This window comes from Aerococcus tenax, assembly GCF_003286645.3.
GTDB classification, from domain to species: domain Bacteria; phylum Bacillota; class Bacilli; order Lactobacillales; family Aerococcaceae; genus Aerococcus; species Aerococcus tenax.
The window spans coordinates 191835-209955 of sequence record NZ_CP127382.2 but is presented as its reverse complement, the minus strand read 5'-3'; the positions used below and the strand labels follow the sequence as shown (position 1 = coordinate 209955).

Annotated in this window: 16 protein-coding genes; 6 read left to right on the top strand and 10 right to left on the bottom strand. The window is 42.6% G+C overall.

What is annotated here, in order from left to right:
* Window positions 1-7: 7 nt before the first annotated feature.
* The 6 genes from DBT50_RS00985 to DBT50_RS00960 all read right to left on the bottom strand — a co-directional run bounded on the left by DBT50_RS00985 (window position 8) and on the right by DBT50_RS00960 (window position 5915).
* Window positions 8-1024 carry an SAP domain-containing protein gene (locus tag DBT50_RS00985; protein WP_111852423.1) on the bottom strand — a complete coding sequence of 339 codons (1017 nt, stop codon included), beginning with the start codon at window positions 1022-1024 and terminating at the stop codon, window positions 8-10.
* Window positions 1025-1196: 172 nt separating this feature from the next.
* On the bottom strand, window positions 1197-1499 hold the full coding sequence (locus DBT50_RS00980) for a hypothetical protein (protein WP_111852422.1): 303 nt from the start codon (window positions 1497-1499) through the stop codon (window positions 1197-1199).
* A gap of 41 nt (window positions 1500-1540) precedes the next feature.
* On the bottom strand, window positions 1541-2158 hold the full coding sequence (locus DBT50_RS00975) for an NUDIX hydrolase N-terminal domain-containing protein (protein ID WP_111852421.1): 618 nt from the start codon (window positions 2156-2158) through the stop codon (window positions 1541-1543).
* Between the two features lie 98 nt (window positions 2159-2256).
* Window positions 2257-3582, bottom strand: coding sequence for an HdeD family acid-resistance protein (locus DBT50_RS00970; protein ID WP_111852420.1), 1326 nt, complete (start codon window positions 3580-3582; stop codon window positions 2257-2259).
* 49 nt (window positions 3583-3631) lie between these two features.
* Window positions 3632-4762, bottom strand: coding sequence for a glycosyltransferase family 4 protein (locus DBT50_RS00965; protein ID WP_111852419.1), 1131 nt, complete (start codon window positions 4760-4762; stop codon window positions 3632-3634).
* Between the two features lie 4 nt (window positions 4763-4766).
* The gene (locus tag DBT50_RS00960; protein WP_111852418.1) at window positions 4767-5915 is read right to left on the bottom strand and encodes an NAD-dependent epimerase/dehydratase family protein; all 1149 of its coding nucleotides are present in this window, start codon (window positions 5913-5915) and stop codon (window positions 4767-4769) included.
* Window positions 5916-6219: 304 nt separating this feature from the next.
* Between DBT50_RS00960 and DBT50_RS00955 the strand changes: the two genes are divergently transcribed.
* Entirely contained in the window at window positions 6220-6522 is a 303-nt protein-coding gene (locus DBT50_RS00955; protein WP_060777622.1) for a rhodanese-like domain-containing protein, read from the top strand.
* Between the two features lie 283 nt (window positions 6523-6805).
* Entirely contained in the window at window positions 6806-8014 is a 1209-nt protein-coding gene (locus DBT50_RS00950) for a dicarboxylate/amino acid:cation symporter (protein ID WP_111852417.1), read from the top strand.
* A gap of 73 nt (window positions 8015-8087) precedes the next feature.
* On the opposite strand, the gene DBT50_RS00945 is transcribed toward DBT50_RS00950, so the two are convergent.
* Window positions 8088-8792, bottom strand: a complete 705-nt coding sequence (locus DBT50_RS00945; RefSeq protein ID WP_111852416.1) for a DUF554 domain-containing protein — start codon at window positions 8790-8792, stop codon at window positions 8088-8090.
* A 332-nt stretch (window positions 8793-9124) separates the two neighbouring features.
* On the opposite strand from DBT50_RS00945, the gene brnQ reads away from it, so the two are divergent.
* Complete coding sequence (brnQ, locus tag DBT50_RS00940; RefSeq protein WP_111852415.1) at window positions 9125-10441, top strand: branched-chain amino acid transport system II carrier protein; 1317 nt, start codon at window positions 9125-9127, stop codon at window positions 10439-10441.
* A gap of 136 nt (window positions 10442-10577) precedes the next feature.
* Window positions 10578-11018, top strand: coding sequence for a PH domain-containing protein (locus tag DBT50_RS00935; protein ID WP_111852414.1), 441 nt, complete (start codon window positions 10578-10580; stop codon window positions 11016-11018).
* A gap of 70 nt (window positions 11019-11088) precedes the next feature.
* Here the strand turns inward: DBT50_RS00935 and DBT50_RS00930 are convergent, their stop codons facing one another.
* Window positions 11089-12402, bottom strand: a complete 1314-nt coding sequence (locus DBT50_RS00930) for a dicarboxylate/amino acid:cation symporter (protein ID WP_111853440.1) — start codon at window positions 12400-12402, stop codon at window positions 11089-11091.
* A gap of 246 nt (window positions 12403-12648) precedes the next feature.
* Window positions 12649-13617 (bottom strand): 2-keto-3-deoxygluconate permease, encoded by a 969-nt coding sequence (locus DBT50_RS00925; RefSeq protein WP_111852412.1) that lies wholly within the window; start codon window positions 13615-13617, stop codon window positions 12649-12651.
* Window positions 13618-13901: 284 nt separating this feature from the next.
* Here DBT50_RS00925 and DBT50_RS00920 point away from each other — a divergent pair, with 284 nt between their 5' ends.
* Window positions 13902-16496 carry an N-acetylmuramoyl-L-alanine amidase gene (locus DBT50_RS00920; RefSeq protein WP_111852411.1) on the top strand — a complete coding sequence of 865 codons (2595 nt, stop codon included), beginning with the start codon at window positions 13902-13904 and terminating at the stop codon, window positions 16494-16496.
* Between the two features lie 173 nt (window positions 16497-16669).
* The gene (gene trhO / locus DBT50_RS00915) at window positions 16670-17641 is read left to right on the top strand and encodes an oxygen-dependent tRNA uridine(34) hydroxylase TrhO (protein ID WP_111852410.1); all 972 of its coding nucleotides are present in this window, start codon (window positions 16670-16672) and stop codon (window positions 17639-17641) included.
* A gap of 92 nt (window positions 17642-17733) precedes the next feature.
* On the opposite strand, the gene DBT50_RS00910 is transcribed toward trhO, so the two are convergent.
* Window positions 17734-18096, bottom strand: coding sequence for a hypothetical protein (locus DBT50_RS00910; protein ID WP_111852409.1), 363 nt, complete (start codon window positions 18094-18096; stop codon window positions 17734-17736).
* Window positions 18097-18121 lie beyond the last annotated feature (25 nt).

Here is an 18121-nt window from a genome sequence, read left to right as displayed (position 1 = left end):
GAAAGTATCAATAAAACTCTGGTTTATCATACTTCTTTAAATAATTATCAATTCTTTTTTTGCTTGGATTACGTAATTCTTTCTTGAAATATAACAAATCTTCTTTATCAATATACGTCAAATGCATAGCAGGGCTAAATTCAGTTATAGCTCCCTGAAAAGCTTCCTCGTAATCCTTACTATCAATTTTATTGTTTATTTTTATTATCTTGTCAAGCATATACTCGACTGCTTGATCTTCCATATAATGAGCCTTCTTTGTAAATTCGCAAGAATTGTCGAGGCCACTGCAATCATAAAGCGTTACAACAATATAATCTCTAAGCGAATCAATTAGTCTGCCTTCTCTTAAAAGCATATCAGCTCTAGCAGAATAGTTATTTCTAAGAAGACCAAAAGAATAACTTTGCCAATATTCCATCCCTTTTATACCAAGGTAGGCCCATTTCATATCATTGTAATTAGTACACCAATCTGGGAAAGTATCTTGATATTGAATAATTTCATCTACGGGAACATATCTGTCCTTGTGCGCTTCTACTATATAAGAGTATGGCCGAAAATACGCTAATCCTGCACTTGATATATCATAGATTTTTTCTGAATTAATCTCCTGATCATTATATGCTTCGTTTTCAATTATCCGATTAATTAATTCTGACTTCTTTCCCGATACTTTTAAATTGTGGCTTTTCAAAATAGCTTTCAGTTCTGAAACAGTTAAATTTGAAAGAGCCAAACATGGATCGTTTGAATATTCTAAATATCCTTTTTGAAACAATTTAACAGTTGAATGACTAGGGTTAATGCCATAAGACAACTCAAAATATTGAGGGTAATTTAAGGGGGCTGATTTTCCCCTAACCCAGTCCATTAATATAATTTCTCCAGGTAATAAGCCGTTAGGCAATTTCTTTTTTAAAATTGCGGGTATTTCATTTTCAATATTAATAGCAATATTCATTTTATTTTGATTGTTTTCCTCTTGGCTTGTAAATTTCTTAAAAAAATCAAATAAGCCCATGCAGTTCCTTCTTTCTACAATTTCCCCTTACATCGGTAAAACTCTATCACAGGATCACCCCCGCAGGTGCGGGAAAAAGTAAAAGATCCCTTTAACATCAAGCTTTGTAATTCCTAACCTGGCCAAATATATTTACTTTTATTTTATCACAACAAAATGACGAGAACCTTGGCTAGCTTTTATAATGCTGCAAACGTTTAGTCTGTACTCGGCCCCGATGCAAGAAGTAACACGGCCTGCCCTTATGTTCACTAAGAGAACCCAACTGTTCCTGACAGTGCGGACATAATAAGGCATTGTCTCGCCGGCCAAAGTCATACACTGACTCAATAATCCGGTGAATTTGTAATTTGATCAGATTCCCGCGGCCAACCTTCCAGTAAACACAGAGATCGTGTTTACACTGCATACAAGTCACTAAGAGTGGGTGGGCGTTTTTAATCTTACCTGGACTAGGATTTTTATAAGGCATCATTCCCCTCACTCCCTTCTTACTTGGACTCTAAAATCCTTTAATTAATCAAACTGGGTCTGCCAGTTCTCACTTTGATAAGCTTGAAAGCACATAGCAATTTGCTCTTGGGTAGTTCGTTCTGGGTCCAACTCTGGCAATTGGTCAGCTTTAAAGTACTGACTATCACTGGTTTCAATATTCTCTTGGTACTGACCGCCCAAGTCTTCACACAGGTAAAATATTTTTACAATACTATAAGCATAAGGCGGTTGGTTATGTTTATCACGATCTTGGACAGCGATGACCGACTTCACCCTCACCTTACGCCCAGCTTCTTCCTGGGCCTCCTTGATGGTATTTTCCATCGGAGACATATTCATCTCACACCAGCCGCCAGGTAAGGACCATAGGCCATTGCGTTCCTTCACTAATAAGATCTCATCATCTTGGATAATCGCTGCCCGGGTATCCACTTTCGGGGTTTGATAACCCTCATCCCCACAAAAGAGGTCTTGGACTTCTTGCCAATTGAGCTGCGCTTTCTCAGCCATAATCTCTGCCGCAATATCGCGAATCCTTTGGTAACGTTCCCGGTCGAAATCATCACGCCCGTAATGCAAGCCGGCCTGGGCAATACTTTGTAATTCGATAGCAATCTCAACTAATTTATCTTCTTCCATACATGCCACCCTTTCTCTACTCCCTTAAGCTTAGCGATTCAAGCATAAAAAAACAAGCCGGGCCCTAAAGCTTAGCTTGTTTATCTCTCTAGACTGATTTATCGATCTTTCAATTTATCTAGCTGGGTAAATTGCAATAAGTCAGTGGAATAAATTCTCCGATTAATGACCGGTGTGGAGCCTTTCTCATATTGCTTATTAAAATAGTCAAAATAGGTCCCCGGAGTCATCACTCCTACCATCAAAAATTGGTCCAAGCCAATAGAACCAATAATTTCATCACAGAAGAGCACACAATTACTCCCAAAGACAAAATAAGTCTTATACTGGCCGGCTTTAAACTTAAACATGTCGCAATCGGTGGCGCGTTTTAAGCGTCCGCCAAAGGAATCACACTGACTCTCAGTTTTCGGTGACCAGGGAATGAGTAAGTCATCGATTTTAGCTAATTTGGCTTCCAAAGCTTCCTTTTGACGCTGGTTTAATTGAATATCATATTCAAAAATCGTAATCCCATTGGCCAATTCAAACTCAATACTTTTTTGGTGGTCGATCTTACATAAGACACCGTCCCCAATTGAACGAAACAAGTGCCCCGAATCGACGTCGTGATTACCATAAGAATAAACCGTTCCATGGTAGGCAATATTTAAATGACCGATCAAGTCTAGATGAGCATTGGAGGTTTGGACCAAGACTTGCAGGCTATCAACCGCACCGGTCTCATTTTCTTCCATATAATCCTGATAAGCCGTACTAAAGGCCAGCTCATCTTCTACCTCTTGACGGATAAAATGATTTAACTTATTGGCCAAACGATTCGGCTCTAGTAGGTTAAACACAATAGGCACTGGAAAACGAAATCGCCGCTTAATCTTCTGATCTTGGCTTCGACTCGGCAAGCTGATCCTAGCATCAGAGATATAAGTCAGTCCAATGAAGACCAGGTAAAGGCCTAGCCAGAAGAGGACATTATGATCTTGGATAGGCAAAAACAAACTCGCCAAAGCAAAAATCAAATGGACCAAGGCAAATAAGAGCCGCTTAAGTCGGCCAGGCACATGGTCGATCCGCATTAAGCAGTAACTAACAAAGGACACCAAGCCCATTAATAATTGGTAAATCCCAATCACCCGCATCAAAAAATAGGTTGATGAAATAGGGAAAGACAACATAATAAAAGCGACGACAACCTGTCCTAAAGCGACAAAGAGCTGGAAAATACGGTTCTTGGCCCCACCAGCATTTTTATCAAAGATCACTTGGGCTAATATACGAAAAATCCCTTGTAAACCAATAACCCAAGCCACCAAACTATTCAAGCCTAATAAAGCCTGCCCCTGCCATAAGATAAAGGCTAGTCCGGCTAATATCCATAGAATTCCCGAGATCAGCTGAGAAAACTCCCATTTATTTTCTTTCACGCAGCCACCGCCTTCTCCTTACAATTATTCGACCCCAATTAGAGTGTCCTTACTCTACTTTTTTCTGTTTTTCTAAGACAGACTCATAGACAGCCACCATGGCCTGGGAAGCATTTTCCCAGGAAAACTGTTGGGCGTAGTCTTGCCCCTTAGCCACAATATTTTCTATGACACCTTCTTGGTCTAGGAGCGCCAAGCATTGGTCTAAGGAATCCGTATCCCCTTGTTGATAAATGAGCCCATTTTCTAAGTGCTTAATCTGTTCATTAGTTGGAGCTGATTCAGCAGCAATCACTGGCAGTCCCGAAGCCATGGCTTCAGTAATCACTAGGCCCAAGGTTTCACTAACCGAGGGAAAGATAAAGGCATCGGCACTGGCATAGGCTGCTGACAGTTCTTCCCCATGCAAGAAACCGGTAAAAGTTACCGGTAGATGGGCAAATTTTTCTTCCAAGTCTTCTTTTTCCGGGCCATCCCCCACAATAGCTAAGTTAACATCATCACGTTGCTCTAGCCAAGGGAGTAAGCTATCGATCTCCTTTTCCGCAGCAATCCGGCCCACAAAGAGCAATAATTTGTTCCGCTTGGGGTCAGCCGTCAAACGCTCCCGCATGTGCTCTGAATAAAATTTAGGATCACGTTGGTCAAGGTCCACTCCCTTAGGCAAAATGACCAAATTTTCAATAGCATTGTCAGCCAATAAGTCATACATGGCCTGACTAGTGACCATATTCGCCACGGCTAAATTATGCCAGTGGCGCAAATAGGACCAGATGACTGGAGACAATACATCCAAGTGATAATAAGAAAGATATTGGGGAACGTTAGTATGGAAACTGGCCACTAAAGGAATGTCCATCTTGACCGCATAATGGATTCCGGCAGCAGCGAAGCCTACTGGATTAACCGAATGCACAATATCCGGCTCATCAATAGCTAACTGCTTTTGAATATCAGTGCTTGGAATGGCCCAGGGCCGGTAACGATAGAAGGGAAACCAGACCGCTTTAAAAGGAATAATCAAAGCCTCCTTATATTGTATGGGCATTTCCTCCATCTCGGGAGCATAAATAACCACCTCATGGCCACAGTCCAACATATAGTCAATGGCATGGGTTAAACGGGTCACTACCCCATCCGTTGCCGGCAAGAAGGTTTCCGTGATTATTACGATTTTCATGGCATTACTTCCAGGAAGGTGAATTCATGATCACTTCTTGGTGAGCACGGTCCTTGTTCTCCATGGCCAGTTCCAGCAGGTTCTTGGTCACTTCATCGGTTAAGTAGTGTGGATCCAAGCCTAAGTCTTTCAACTCAGTCATTACCGCATTGAAATAATGTTCTTCTTCTTCCACCCGTGGGTTATCGACATGGTTAATGACAGGATTTAATCCCATTTCTTGGGCCACTTTTTCTACCTTGTGAGCCATATCCATGACTGAGAATTGTTCAGTCATTTGGTTAAAGACGCGGAACTCTCCCCGTTCAGCGGGATTAAGGGCGGCAATTTCAATACAGCGGACGGTATCTTCAATATTGATGAAGCCCCGGGTTTGACCACCCTTACCATAAACCGACATTGGTAAACCATTGGCCGTTTGGACCACAAAACGGTTAAAGACCGTCCCAAAGATGCCATCATAGTCAAAGCGGTTGTAAAGAACGGGATCCATAGCGGTTTCTTGGGTATTGACCCCATAAACGACCCCTTGGTTTAAATCAGTCGCCCGAATGCCCCAGGATCGGCAAGCAAATTCAATATTATGAGAATCATGCACCTTGGTTAAATGATAGAAAGACCCTGGTTTCTTAGGGTAAAGCATGCGGTCAGTGCGGCCCTTATGTTCAACTTCTAACCAGCCTTCTTCGATGTCGATATTTGGCGTTCCATACTCTCCCATGGTGCCTAATTTAATCAGGTGGCAATCTGGGGCATAGTCATGGATAGCAAAGAGGACATTGAGGTTCCCTAAGACATTATTAGCTTGGGTATAGCGGGCGTGGTCTCGGTCAATCATGGAATAAGGCGCAGAGCGTTGTTCTGCATAGTGAACAAAAGCTTCTGGTTGAAATTCTTTAAAGACAATGGAAAGAAAGTCATAGTGGTTTAAGTCACCTTGGTAAACACTAATGTCTTTTCCGGTTAATTCTTTCCATTTATCAACACGTTCGTTGAGGGAGGCAATGGGCGTGATGGAATTGGAGTTGAGCTCCTTATCGTATTGCCGACGCACTAAATTATCGACAATTGTCACATCATGACCCTGTTTGGATAGATATAAGGCGGTAGGCCAACCACAAAATCCGTCTCCGCCTGCTACGATGATTCTCATAAAAACATTCCTCCATCATGAATAATTTTTTTAAATAATATAAATCCTTTACGCTAAATATAACATGACGATTTTACTTTTCAAAAAAATATGATAAATATTTTAAGAGGCTATACAGCTAGCCCTTAAAAATTCCTCTTAACACAAGCAAAATGCTGCCCTTTTCTTTCAATATAAGTCACCAAATTTTGAATGAAGACTTAGTGAAAGACAGCTGACAGAGGCTAAATAGTTTATATGTATAGGTAAGTTTGTTATTCTATACTTAGTTAGTGTGTTATATAGTTAAGAGGAGGTACAGAATATGAAAGAAGTTACTATTGAAGAATTTCATAAAATTGTCGAGAATGAAGATGATCTTAACATTTTAGATGTTCGTCCACGCGAACTCTATGAAGAAGGTCACGTGCCTGGAGCCAAACATTTTCCTCTTTCACAAATTGAAGACCATCTTGATGAATTAGACAAAGACAAACATTACTATGCAATTTGCCATGATGGTAAAGGCTCTAAAAAAGCCAGCGAAATTTTAGATGAGAACGGCTTTGACGTTACCAACGTCGAAAAAGGCGTTCCTGACTACCCAGGAGAACTGGAAAAAGCTTAAATTTGTAAAGTAAATATCGTAAGACAAAGCCATGTTAGCCTTCCAGCTGTCATGGCTTTTTTCTATGGGAAATTGAGGAAACAGGGACTCATCAGGCGGCAATTTTTTAATGACACTTTAAGGAAAGTAGATTGCTTTATTTTAAACTAAAAAGTATTTATAAAAATTTAACTTTTCCTATTAAATCGCAAAAAAGCCTATACCAAATTTGAATGAAGTTTGGTAGGATAGTTATTATATCAAGCGATCAAGCTTAATAATTTTTTTAGAATGGAGCATGATTATGACCAAACGTCTTGAAAAACGGAAAATTGGTTTGGTTCCTCGTATTATTTTAGCGATTATCTTAGGAATTATTGTGGGCCGCTTACCAATTGTTCCCGAATTTGTACTACAGATCTTTGCAACTTTCACTACGATTTTCTCTGACTTCCTCAGCTTTGTCATTCCCTTTATGATCATTGGCTTTGTGGTCCAAGGGATCGCTGACTTGAGCCACGGGGCAGGGAAATTACTGGGGATAACAGTCTTAACCTCTTATATTTCGACTGTCATTGGTGGGTTACTGGCCTATCTGGTTGCCAGCAACCTCTTCCCGCTCTTCATTACGACTGACCTGGTTGACCAACTCAGTCAAGCCGGTGAGGGGATCAAGCCCTTATTTACCATTCCCTTAGAGCCTTTCTTTGATGTGACGGGAGCAATTATTTTTGCCTTCATGATGGGACTGGGGATTTCCTGGTTACGTCAACACGGTCGCGGGAAAGTTCTCTATGAAGCCTTTAGTGACTTTGGCGGGATCATCAGTCAAGTGCTGGCCACGATTATTGTCCCCCTCCTACCGGTTTACATTTTTGGTAATATTGCCAACTTGGCCTACACGGGGACGGTCTTTGCGATTTTAAATGTCTTTTGGAAGGTCTTTATCTGCGTGTTGATTATGCATTTACTTTATATTACTTTCCTCTTCTTTGTCTTTGGGACCTATGCCGGCAAGAATCCGATCGAACTCATCAAAAATCAAATCCCTGGCTACATGACTGCCCTAGGAACTCAATCCTCAGCTGCCACCATTCCAGTCAATGTGAAATGCGCCTTAAAGAACGGCGTTTCTGAAGGGATCGCTAACTTTGTAGTACCGCTCTGTGCGACTATCCATTTAGCAGGGTCGATTATCACCATCACTTCCTGCGCAACAACCCTGTTATTGATTTATGATATGCCTCATGGCTTCTTGATGATGCTCGGTTTTATCTTAATGTTAGGGGTTGCTATGGTAGCTGCTCCAGGAACTCCTGGGGGTGCGATTATGTCTGCTTTACCTTTCCTCCCCATGATTGGGATCGCCAGCCAAGCCATGCAACAAATTATGATCTCCCTATATATTACCCAAGATAGCTTTGGCACCGCTGCTAATGTGTCTGGAGATAATGCCATCGCCGTCTTTATCGATAAAATCTACCAAGAAAAAATTAAGTCCAATGACCAATAATTTGTCATAAGGAATTTGAAATATAATTAAAAAATGCTTCCGCAGTCTAAGTGTTAGCGGAAGCATTTTTTATTTAATATAAGCCCAAATATTGAAAGAGTGGAACCAGTATCAGGGGGATGAAGGTAGCTGGCAACATGTTCGAGACTTTGAAGTCCTTAACACCCAAGAGGCTCAGCCCAATCACCCCAATCAGAAGGGATCCAACTGCTGATAACTCATTGAGAGAGGCTTCCGGCAAGTAAGGAGCTAGCCACTGAGCTAGGAGAGCAATGCCCCCTTCATAACAGAGAATCGGTAAACTGGCAAAAGCTGGACTCATCCCATAGGTTGCCCCAAGAATAAGCACAATAATAAAGTCCAAAATCGATTTAGCAAATAAGGTCGCATGGTCATGATATAAGCCGGACTGGATAGCTCCTACAATACCCATGGCACCAACACAAGTAATCAAAACCGCTGTGACTAAGCCTTCAGCAAATTGCGACTCAGGGTCTGGACCTGCAAGCCGACTTTGAATCCGATTGCCCCAGCGGTTAAGCCGGCCATCAATATCTATCAGCTGGCCTATAATGACCCCCACCACCATGGATAAAATGACGACGATAATACTCTTTGTGGTCAAGGCGCCTTGAATAGCGATCAAAACCACCGACAGACCCAAGACCTGATTAATAGCCTTAGCCAAATCGTCCTGGATAAAATGCCCAAAGAACCTCCCCAAGATACCAGCTAGTAAAATCAAGCCAGCATTCACCAACGCACCCGTTATTGCCATAAACTTTCTTCCTTTCTCCCTATCATTGACTATCCATCTGCCTGGACTAAAAACCCCTTTCTATTCAGACACGATTAATCATTACTAGCCAATATATACAAATCGCCCCCAGTTGACAAGTCTTTTAGCCAAATATTTCGGTTGATTTTTTGTCTGTCTTTTAAAAAAAACATTCCTGACTAAGTAAACTTTTGAATCTGCTGTTTCCCTATAAAAACTTACCCAGATGGCTGATTCCTTTGTCGCAAGGGAACAATTTTATGCTATTATATGTCCTATTGATTTGATTATAGAGAAAAATAAGCACGAAATAGACAGAAAGAGAAATGATCATGACAATAAAAACCAAAGACATTTTAATCATCGGCTTTGCCCTCTTTGCGATCTTTTTTGGCGCTGGGAATTTAATCTTTCCTCCTTACCTAGGGATCGTCAGTGGGGAAAGTTGGCTGAGTGCTGCCCTGGGCTTCCTCACCTCTGACCCCTTCTTCCCAATCTTAGGAGTACTAGTTACCATCTACCTAGGCGGTCGGGCCAACGACCTGGGTAAGCGAATCCACCCTCAATTCGGGACTGTCCTAGCCGGAATTGCCATTATCTTAATTGGACCGCTCTTTTCAGTACCGCGGACTGGAGCAACCACCCATGAGGTCTTTATCCAGTCGCTCTGGCCCAATATTCCCATTTGGCTAAGCAGTCTGGTTTTCTTCGCTTTGACCGCTTACCTGGCTTTAAATCCAAGTAAGGTTATTAATAATATTGGAAAATATCTTACCCCCGGAATTCTGATTATTCTTTTTTTCTTAGTCCTAGTTACCCTATTCAATCCACCAGCTCCTGCAGCTCCCAGTCAAATTGACCAAGCTTTCGCCTATGGCTTTAAAGAAGGCTATCAAACCATGGATGCTCTAGGGGCTTCCTTAATGGCAAGCATTGTCATGTCAGAATTAAAGGCTCGCGGCTACAGTGACAAGAAGACCCAAATGAAAGCCGGCGCCTTAGTTGGATTGGTTGCCTTTGTTCTCTTAGCTGTGGTTTACCTCTCCCTGACTTACGCTGGTTCAACGGTTTCCAGCTTGATGGCTGCTGATATTGACCGGACTGCGAGTTTCAATGGAACGGTGACCGCGATTCTAGGGCAATGGGGGCACTTAATTATGGGAATTTGTGTCGCCCTGGCTTGTCTAACCACCGCTATTGGGCTAACCTCTGCTTTTAGTAACTTCTTTGTGGAAGTCTCCAAGGGACGTTGGTCCTACCAAGCCATCACCTTGGTGGCCGTCGCCATTGAATTTTTGATTTCTCTCTTAGGAACTAACCAGATCATTTTCCTGGCTTCCTTTGTATTAACTACCATCTATCCTATTTTCATGGTGCTGATTCTCTTCTCCGTCTTTGACCGAAAGATCAGCTACGACTTAACCTATACGGGGGCCGTTATTGGCGCTGGAGCCGTGGGACTGGTTCAAGCCTTGGCTGGCACTGGGTTAGGCGCGCTCGAAAGCCTCTTTGGCCCGCTCGCCAAATTCACTTACCAGCTTCCTCTTAGTCAACTGGGTTTAGAATGGCTCTTGCCAGCATTATTAGTCGCTGGCGCCTTCAGTCTCTACGCTGCCATGAAAGATAAAGAGTCAGCAAGCAATACTTAATTAATCCAGGCCGCTAAAGTTTAGCTTCAATCTGCTAAGCTTTGGCGGTCTTTTTATTCAACAAAGAGCAATTTCTTCCTCTCCTGAACGGACTGTGTTAGGATGGGGTAAATAATCTGTGAAGGAGTATGACAAGATGGCTTTTAATTTGAGTAACTTAATGCAAGGGGCCCTGGGAAACTTTTCCCAAAAGGATCAACAAGAGCTAAACGAAGAATATGGCGACTTCCTCTTTAAAGATGAAGAAATTTATTCCGGCTATCAATTGGTTCGGGACGCCATCATCTTTACTAATATTCGTATTATCATAGTCGATAAACAAGGAGCCAGCGGAAAGAAGACTGCCCTCCGTTCCCTTTACCTCAGCCACATCGTTGATGTAGAAATGGAGAGTGCCGGACTGGCCTTTGATGATAGCGAGATCACCATCACCTATCTAAAAAACATTTACCGTCGTCCCCGTGAGGAAGACACCCAAAACTTGACCTTTGAATTTCCTAAGCAAACTGACATCCTGCCCCTCTACCGCTTCCTAGGCAACCTGGTTGTGGAAAACCGCCGCGAAATTAACCAATAATAAAAGAAAAGCGTGTGGCTAGTCCAATCAAAGTGGACTAATCACACGCTTTTTACTTTCCTGTCATTCCTTATGAATTCGCGTAAGCCTTGCCTTCTTGCCCATCATTGTCATAGTATTGGTCAAGATTTAAGACCTTTTCAAAGCGGGCAACCAAAAGCCCGGTCGAACCCGAAGCAGTAACATTGGTTGCGGTTCTAGCCATGTCTGCAATGGCTGAAATTGGGGTTAAGACGATAATCATTTCCACCGGCAGGCCAATGGCTGTAAACATAGCGGTTGCGGTAATGGTCGCTGTCCCTGGAACACCAACCGTTCCTGCCGATACTAAGAGGGCGACAACCACCATATAAAGATAATCCACCAGACCAAAGTCCAGTCCTAAAGCGTTAATGGTAAAGATAGCTAAAAGCACTGGCCAAGCCGCAGCACAGCCTGGCATCCCAAAGGTGGTTCCAATAGAAGAAGTAAAGGAAGCAATGTGTTCTGGCACCCCCATCTCCTTTTGAGCACTCACATTAGCAGGCACTGAACCTACTGAACTTTGGGTAGAAAAGGCAATCATCCACACGGAGAAGAATTTCTTCAAGTAAATCACAGGATTGAGCCGCCCTAAGAGGCCAATAATGGCTCCTGTGGTGACTGAAGAATGGAAAAGCGTCACTAAGTATAAAGTTGCCAAGGCTAATAATAAGGACCCTAAGGAAGCTAAATTCAAACCACCTAGCTTATCCGTTAAGAGCGCTAGAACAGCGTAAGGGGTAAAGCGGGTAATCAAGGCAGCCACCTTAAAGATAACTTGGTGGCCAGCATCAATAAAATCAGTAAAGGCCTTGATTTCTGCCTTGTTCTGATAAGTGAGGATGGCGATACCAACAAATAAGGAAAAGACAATAATTGGAATCACCCGGTTATTAGCCGCGTCTTCAATAATGTTTTGCGGGAAGAAATTAATCACGGCTTGAGCTAGGCTTGGAACTTCCTTGACTTCCACATTGCTAGGCAAATCAATATGAGCGTTGCGGCCCACACCTAAGGCCAAGGCCACGATAATGGTGGTCGCTGAGGCTAAAACGTTATGAAGGGAAAGTACCCCGATGGTTTTACTTCCAATCGTGGTTAAAGTTTTTAGGTTTCCTAAGGAAGAAACCGTAGAGATAATGGAGAAAAATAGGACCGGTACCACAATTGCCTTCAATAAGTGGGCATAAATGGTTCCAATAGCTCCTACATAACTAGTATGACCCGCAAAGATCAGACCCGCGCCGATTCCTAACAAGGTCGCGGTTAAAACCCGTACGGTAAAACTCTTTCCTTGACCGGCCTGCCAGCGTAAAAGAAAAAATAATAATAGAATCGTAATTAATGCTAATAAGTCAAACATCAATGTCACCCTTTCACTTACTTTAAATAAGTAATTTTCAATAGGTCTATTATATATTTTTTTCATCCAGATACAAGCCCTAAATTTTGACGAGCTGTGATCTCATAAGGCGATCATCGCTAGAAACTCTACTTAGGCTGAGACAAAAATTTGATCATTCCTCTCTTGTTTTACAAAATAAAAAGCACTTAAATAGCCTTTTTATCCGCGCTATTTAAGTGCCTTTACTTTTTATATATAAAACCTTTAAGACAGTTCCCGCTCTAGGCGCTCGCTTTCACTTTCCTTAGAAAGTTTTTGCGCTAAGGCAGGTGAAGCGAGAGAGGTAATAATACATACCATCATCACGATAGCGGTCGCCGAGGTCACCTGAGTGGCAAAAACGGCAGGAAGAGCGGCACCGATAATGGCTGGGTTAGCCACCGACATCCCTGCTACATTCCAGATCGCCACACCATCTACGCCATCATTGACCTTAGTCACATACTTATCAAATAAAATTAAGGGGAACATCAAGGCCATGAAAATCACTGCCATTAATAAACCGGATAAGCCAGAAGAAATAGCATCCATCAAGTTCATCCCCACCCCTAAATTCCAACCTAAAAAGGGCAGCAGCTTACCAATCAGAGGCGAGAAAAAATCCGCAAAATCAGGGTCAATATTACCGAGTAAGGCGCCTACAATGAGGGGAATAAAGATCGAAATAATCGGATTCCAATCAATCCCTGCACCGCCACCACTCGCAGTAAGGAGACTGAGAAGAATCAAAGGGGTAAAAGACATGCCGAGGATACCGTAGATACCATAAACCGCACCAAATTGTTGGTCGCCATACTCACTATGAATAGCTAAGGCAACGGCCGGGTTGAGCGAATACATCACACAGGCAAAGGTTAAGAGATTAACCCCCAAAATTCCTTCAACCCCAAAAAGCCAGTAAAAAGTTAAAATGTATAAAGTGGACAAAACTAACTTAAAGACGACCATGGGTAAGTGGCGCTTGAGCAGGGGCCCTATTTTCTTAAAGTCTAAGGTCGTTCCCGCTGCAAAAACCAAGAAGCCAATCACCACACTGGTTCCTTGTTGGAAGGCTGCCTGGGTGGTTCCACCAAAGACATCGTACATGCCGGGGAAGAAAGAAATCAATAACATGGAAATAATCATCGGTACTAAGAAAGTCCCCGCTGGAATTTTCGCAATTCGTTTTAACATAAATACCTCTTTTCTTTTTCACTAATACAATCATGGTTATCATAGCATATCTCCCCATCATCACGCGAAATAAACCCCTGGCAGATACTCCTTCATTCAAGCTGGTCTTGTTATAAAAGCCTAACGATTTTATTAGGTGATAAAAAAACGAAATCAGCGAATTTCTTCGTATTTTAATGAACATTTTTAAAATTCCTGTTACAATATTATTTGTCTAGCCAATTTTTAAAAAGATTTAAACTTTAAAAATCAAATAATAAACAAATCATAAAAGGAGTATCCGCATGAAAGGCAATTTTTTCCAAGAGAAAAAGACTAAAAAGACAATGCACAAATCAAAAGGTAAATGGGTCGTTGCTAGTTTACTTCTAGCCGGCTCACTAGGTGCGGTTTCATTAGGCAATGAAGAAGTCAGAGCCAATGTCAACACTTTGGCCAGTCAAGGATTTAAAAACTTTTCCAGTTCTAATTTTGCGGGGAAAGAGCAATTGACAGAAAATGGACAAATCAAACAAGCTAGCCAGGATGCGCTCAAGCGTATTAAAGGAACTTGGACCAAGAATAGTGTCGACCAAGTCAAAGCGGAAATCGCCCGCCAACAAGCAGCCGGTTACCAAGCTTATGTGGTCCAATGGGGCGATACCCTGAGTGTTCTCGCTGAAGCTACTGGCCAAGACCTTAATAGCTTGGCTCAAGCTAACCATTTAGGCAATATCCACCTAATCTTTACTGGAGACCTCCTAACCGGGATTCTCTCACCAGTAAGCCAAAACAACGCTGGCACTCAAGCAGCTAAAACAGTTAGCCCAGCTACTAGCACGAATGAAGCTAGCCAACAAAAAGCACCAACTAGCGGTCAAGGTCAAGACGACAGCAGCGCAAACTTAAGCCCAGCAGAAACTGACGCCGCTATTGAAAAAGATCTGGCTGAAAATGTGAAGATTACCGTTTTAACTCCTCAAAACCAAGCACAAGCAGGTGATGTAAACAGCGCACCAGGCAATTATCAACCGGTAAACCCAGAAACCGGTCTTAGCGGACATATCGTAGAAAATCCTGCATCCGTTGACACTGCCCTTACAGAAGAAAATGATGATAAGGAAAATCAAAATGCCAACGAAACAAAGGCTGAACCAGAACAAAACAAGGCAGAAAAAGAAACAAAAGCAACTGTCATTGATGAAAAATTAGAAGACGTCGATGTAAATAAGGATTCAAAAGCTGGAGAAGTTAAGAACAAGGACCAAGCACCAACTGAAAGGTTAGTGAAGGAAAAAGACGTTCAACCTGAAAGTGATCCAAAAGTCGACAATAAAGATAATAAGGAAAAGGAAAAATCTGAAACGACTCAACCAACTCCAGAAGAAACCCCTAAGGACAAGTCCGAAACTAGTCAACCCGCTCCAGAAAAGACACCAGAAGACAAGACCAATAAGGATCAAGAAAAGCCAGCTGACGAAATCACTTCAGTAAGCGTTCAAAAAACCTTCATTATCCAACCGGGCGTGAGATATGTTGCTGATGACCAATTAGGTCTAGGACAAGAAAAAACTATCCAAGAAGGTAAGGAAGGCAAACGCGTAGTGGAAACCACCGTCCAAAGCCAAGCAGGTAAAGAAATTAACCGATCTGAAAAGACAATTGAATATGTTCCGGCTGAAGATAAAATTGTCCATGTCGGCACCAAGGCTCCAACCAGTAAGAAAATCCTTACCCAAAAAGTAAGCATTCCTTTCCAAACCAAGTATACCGACAATAATGACTACAAGGCTGGCAGCCAAAAAGTCTTACAAAAAGGTGAAAACGGTGAAAAGACCGTCACTTATGAAGTCACTTACCAAGATGGTAAGGAAGTCAGCCGTCAACAAATTGATGAAAAAGTGACTAAAGAACCCGTCGACCAAATCGTCCAACGCGGTACCAAGACGCCTGGGCCAAACCAACACGTAGTCAGTCACGGTGAGTCACTCTGGTCTATTGCCAAAAGATACGGCGTAACGGTTGAAGGCATTCGTCAAGCCAGTGGTTTAAGCAGTAATGTGCTCTACACCAACCAAGTCCTCACCATTCCTAAGGACCAAGTAGGCACGGTAACCACTAGTTTAGTTTACACGGTCGGCCCTAATGAAACGGTCGATAGTATTGCTAGCGCCTTTGGGATCAGTTCACAAGCCCTCCGGAATGCAAACGGCATTACTGGGAACTATCTAGCCCATGGTCAAGAACTCCAAATTCCAAACGCGCCGGTCAAGCCAATGAATATTCCGCAAGCCTCTGATGGGGTTCGGACCGTCATGTTAGACCCAGGACATGGCAATTGGTCAGGAGCCTCTTACGCTGGCGTTAACGAGGGAACTCTAAATAAGAACCTCGCCGATAAATTAACTCGGGTCCTACAAAGTCGTGGCTATCGCGTCCTCACTGACCGTCCTGGGACCAGTGACACTGGCTTACTCCAACGTAGCCAAATTGCTAACGGGTCCAACGCTGACATTTTTGTCTCCATGCACCACAATGCCATGGGAGCAGCTAACCGCGGCACAGCCCAAGGGATTGAAACCTACTACTACCAATACTTTACCAATTATCCATCTCGGATTAACCCTTATCACAACAATGCCCAACGGATTACCAATAGTGCTTACTTAGCTAAGCAAATCCAAAACCAATTGATCGGTAATACCGGGGCCATTAACCGTGGCGTTCAATCCAATACCTTTGCGGTTTTACGAGAAACTGATATTCCTGCCGTCTTGATTGAATACGGCTTTGGTGATAACCCACAAGAACTCAGTCGCTTGAGAGATTCAAATTACCAAGACAAATTAGTCCAAGCAACCGCTAATGCCATCGACGCTTACTTTAATAATGTTTATTAATTCAACCAAGAAACAGGCTGTGACTCAGGTCGCAGCCTGTTTTTCTTATCTTTTAAGCGAACGAACTAATAAGCTCCCTCTCCTATCCTGCAAATTGGTAATTCTTTGGCCTTGGTAGTATAGTGAATATAAGAGTTATTTGTAGCCTAAAACTACAAAGGAGGAGATTTCACGTGAGTAAAGACTATCGCGTTTTACTATATTACAAGTATCAAGATATTGAAGACCCCGACCAATTTGCTAAAAAACACCTGGTTTTCTGTAAACGGATTGGTTTAAGGGGACGTATTCTCGTCAGTGAAGAAGGCATCAACGGGACGGTGTCAGGAACAGTAGAAGAAACTGACCAATATATGGACCACTTACACGCCATCCCCGGTTTTGAAGATGTCTGGTTCAAGATTGATGAAGCCGATGACTACGCCCATAAGAAAATGTTTGTCCGTTCCCGTAATGAAATTGTGTCTTTGTCCTTGGATGATGACTTAAGTCCGCTGGATATCACCGGTGACTATTTACAACCAGAAGAATTCCACCAAGCCCTCTTAGATGAGGATACGGTGGTCTTAGATACCCGTAACGATTACGAATATGACTTGGGCCACTTCAAAGGCGCCATCCGCCCTGATATCCGTAGTTTTCGTGAACTTCCCCAATGGGTAAGAGACAATAAGGAAAAATTTATGGATAAAAAAGTTGCCGTCTACTGTACCGGGGGTGTCCGCTGCGAAAAATTCTCCGGCTGGATGCTCAGAGAAGGCATCGGTGATAAGGTCGGCCAACTTGAAGGCGGTATCGATACTTATGGTAAAGACCCCAAAGTCCAAGGTGACTTGTGGGAAGGCAAGATGTATGTTTTTGATGAACGGATTTCCGTACCCATTAACCACGTCAACCCCACTATTATTTCTAAAGACCACTATGACGGCCAAGCCTGTGACCGCTACGTCAACTGTGCCAACCCTGAATGTAATAAGCAATTCTTCTCTTCTAAGGAAAATGAAGATAAATACTTACGGGGCTGCACAGCAGACTGTCGCCGCCACCCCCGTAATCTCTACGTCAAAGAACACGAACTCTCTGATGAAGAATGGGAAGACCGTCTCAATGCCATTGGTGAATCTCTCTACGTTAACCAAAACTAGGCCTTTTAAAAAAGTCTAGGAAGACAAAAAGCCATGTTGAAAAAATCAACATGGCTTTTGCTTTGCAATAATTTTCTAGCAGGCATCCAAAATTAAGAAGCATCTTGGTAGTCTAATTCTTTAAGGACTTGAGTAATTAAATCCACCATTTCAAATAAGCTATCTACAGTGGACTGGACTAAAAAAGCCGTTCGAGCTCTATAGGTGACCTCATTGCCCTCCACTCTAACATTTTGCAACTTTTTATGCTTGGGCATATTGTGCAAGAGTTCTTGATGGTCAGGCGCCTGGCCGTTTTTAGTAAGGTGAAAAATAATATTATACTGTTGACCTAAATGCATCATATCGACTAATAAAGTATAACCATTGACCTTGCCGTGAACTAAACCAGTATCTTTCTCCACCACGTAGCGTTCATCACGGTCAATTCGCTTTAAGACCTTGCCTATCCGCATGGTTAACCATCCTTTCAATGCTTCA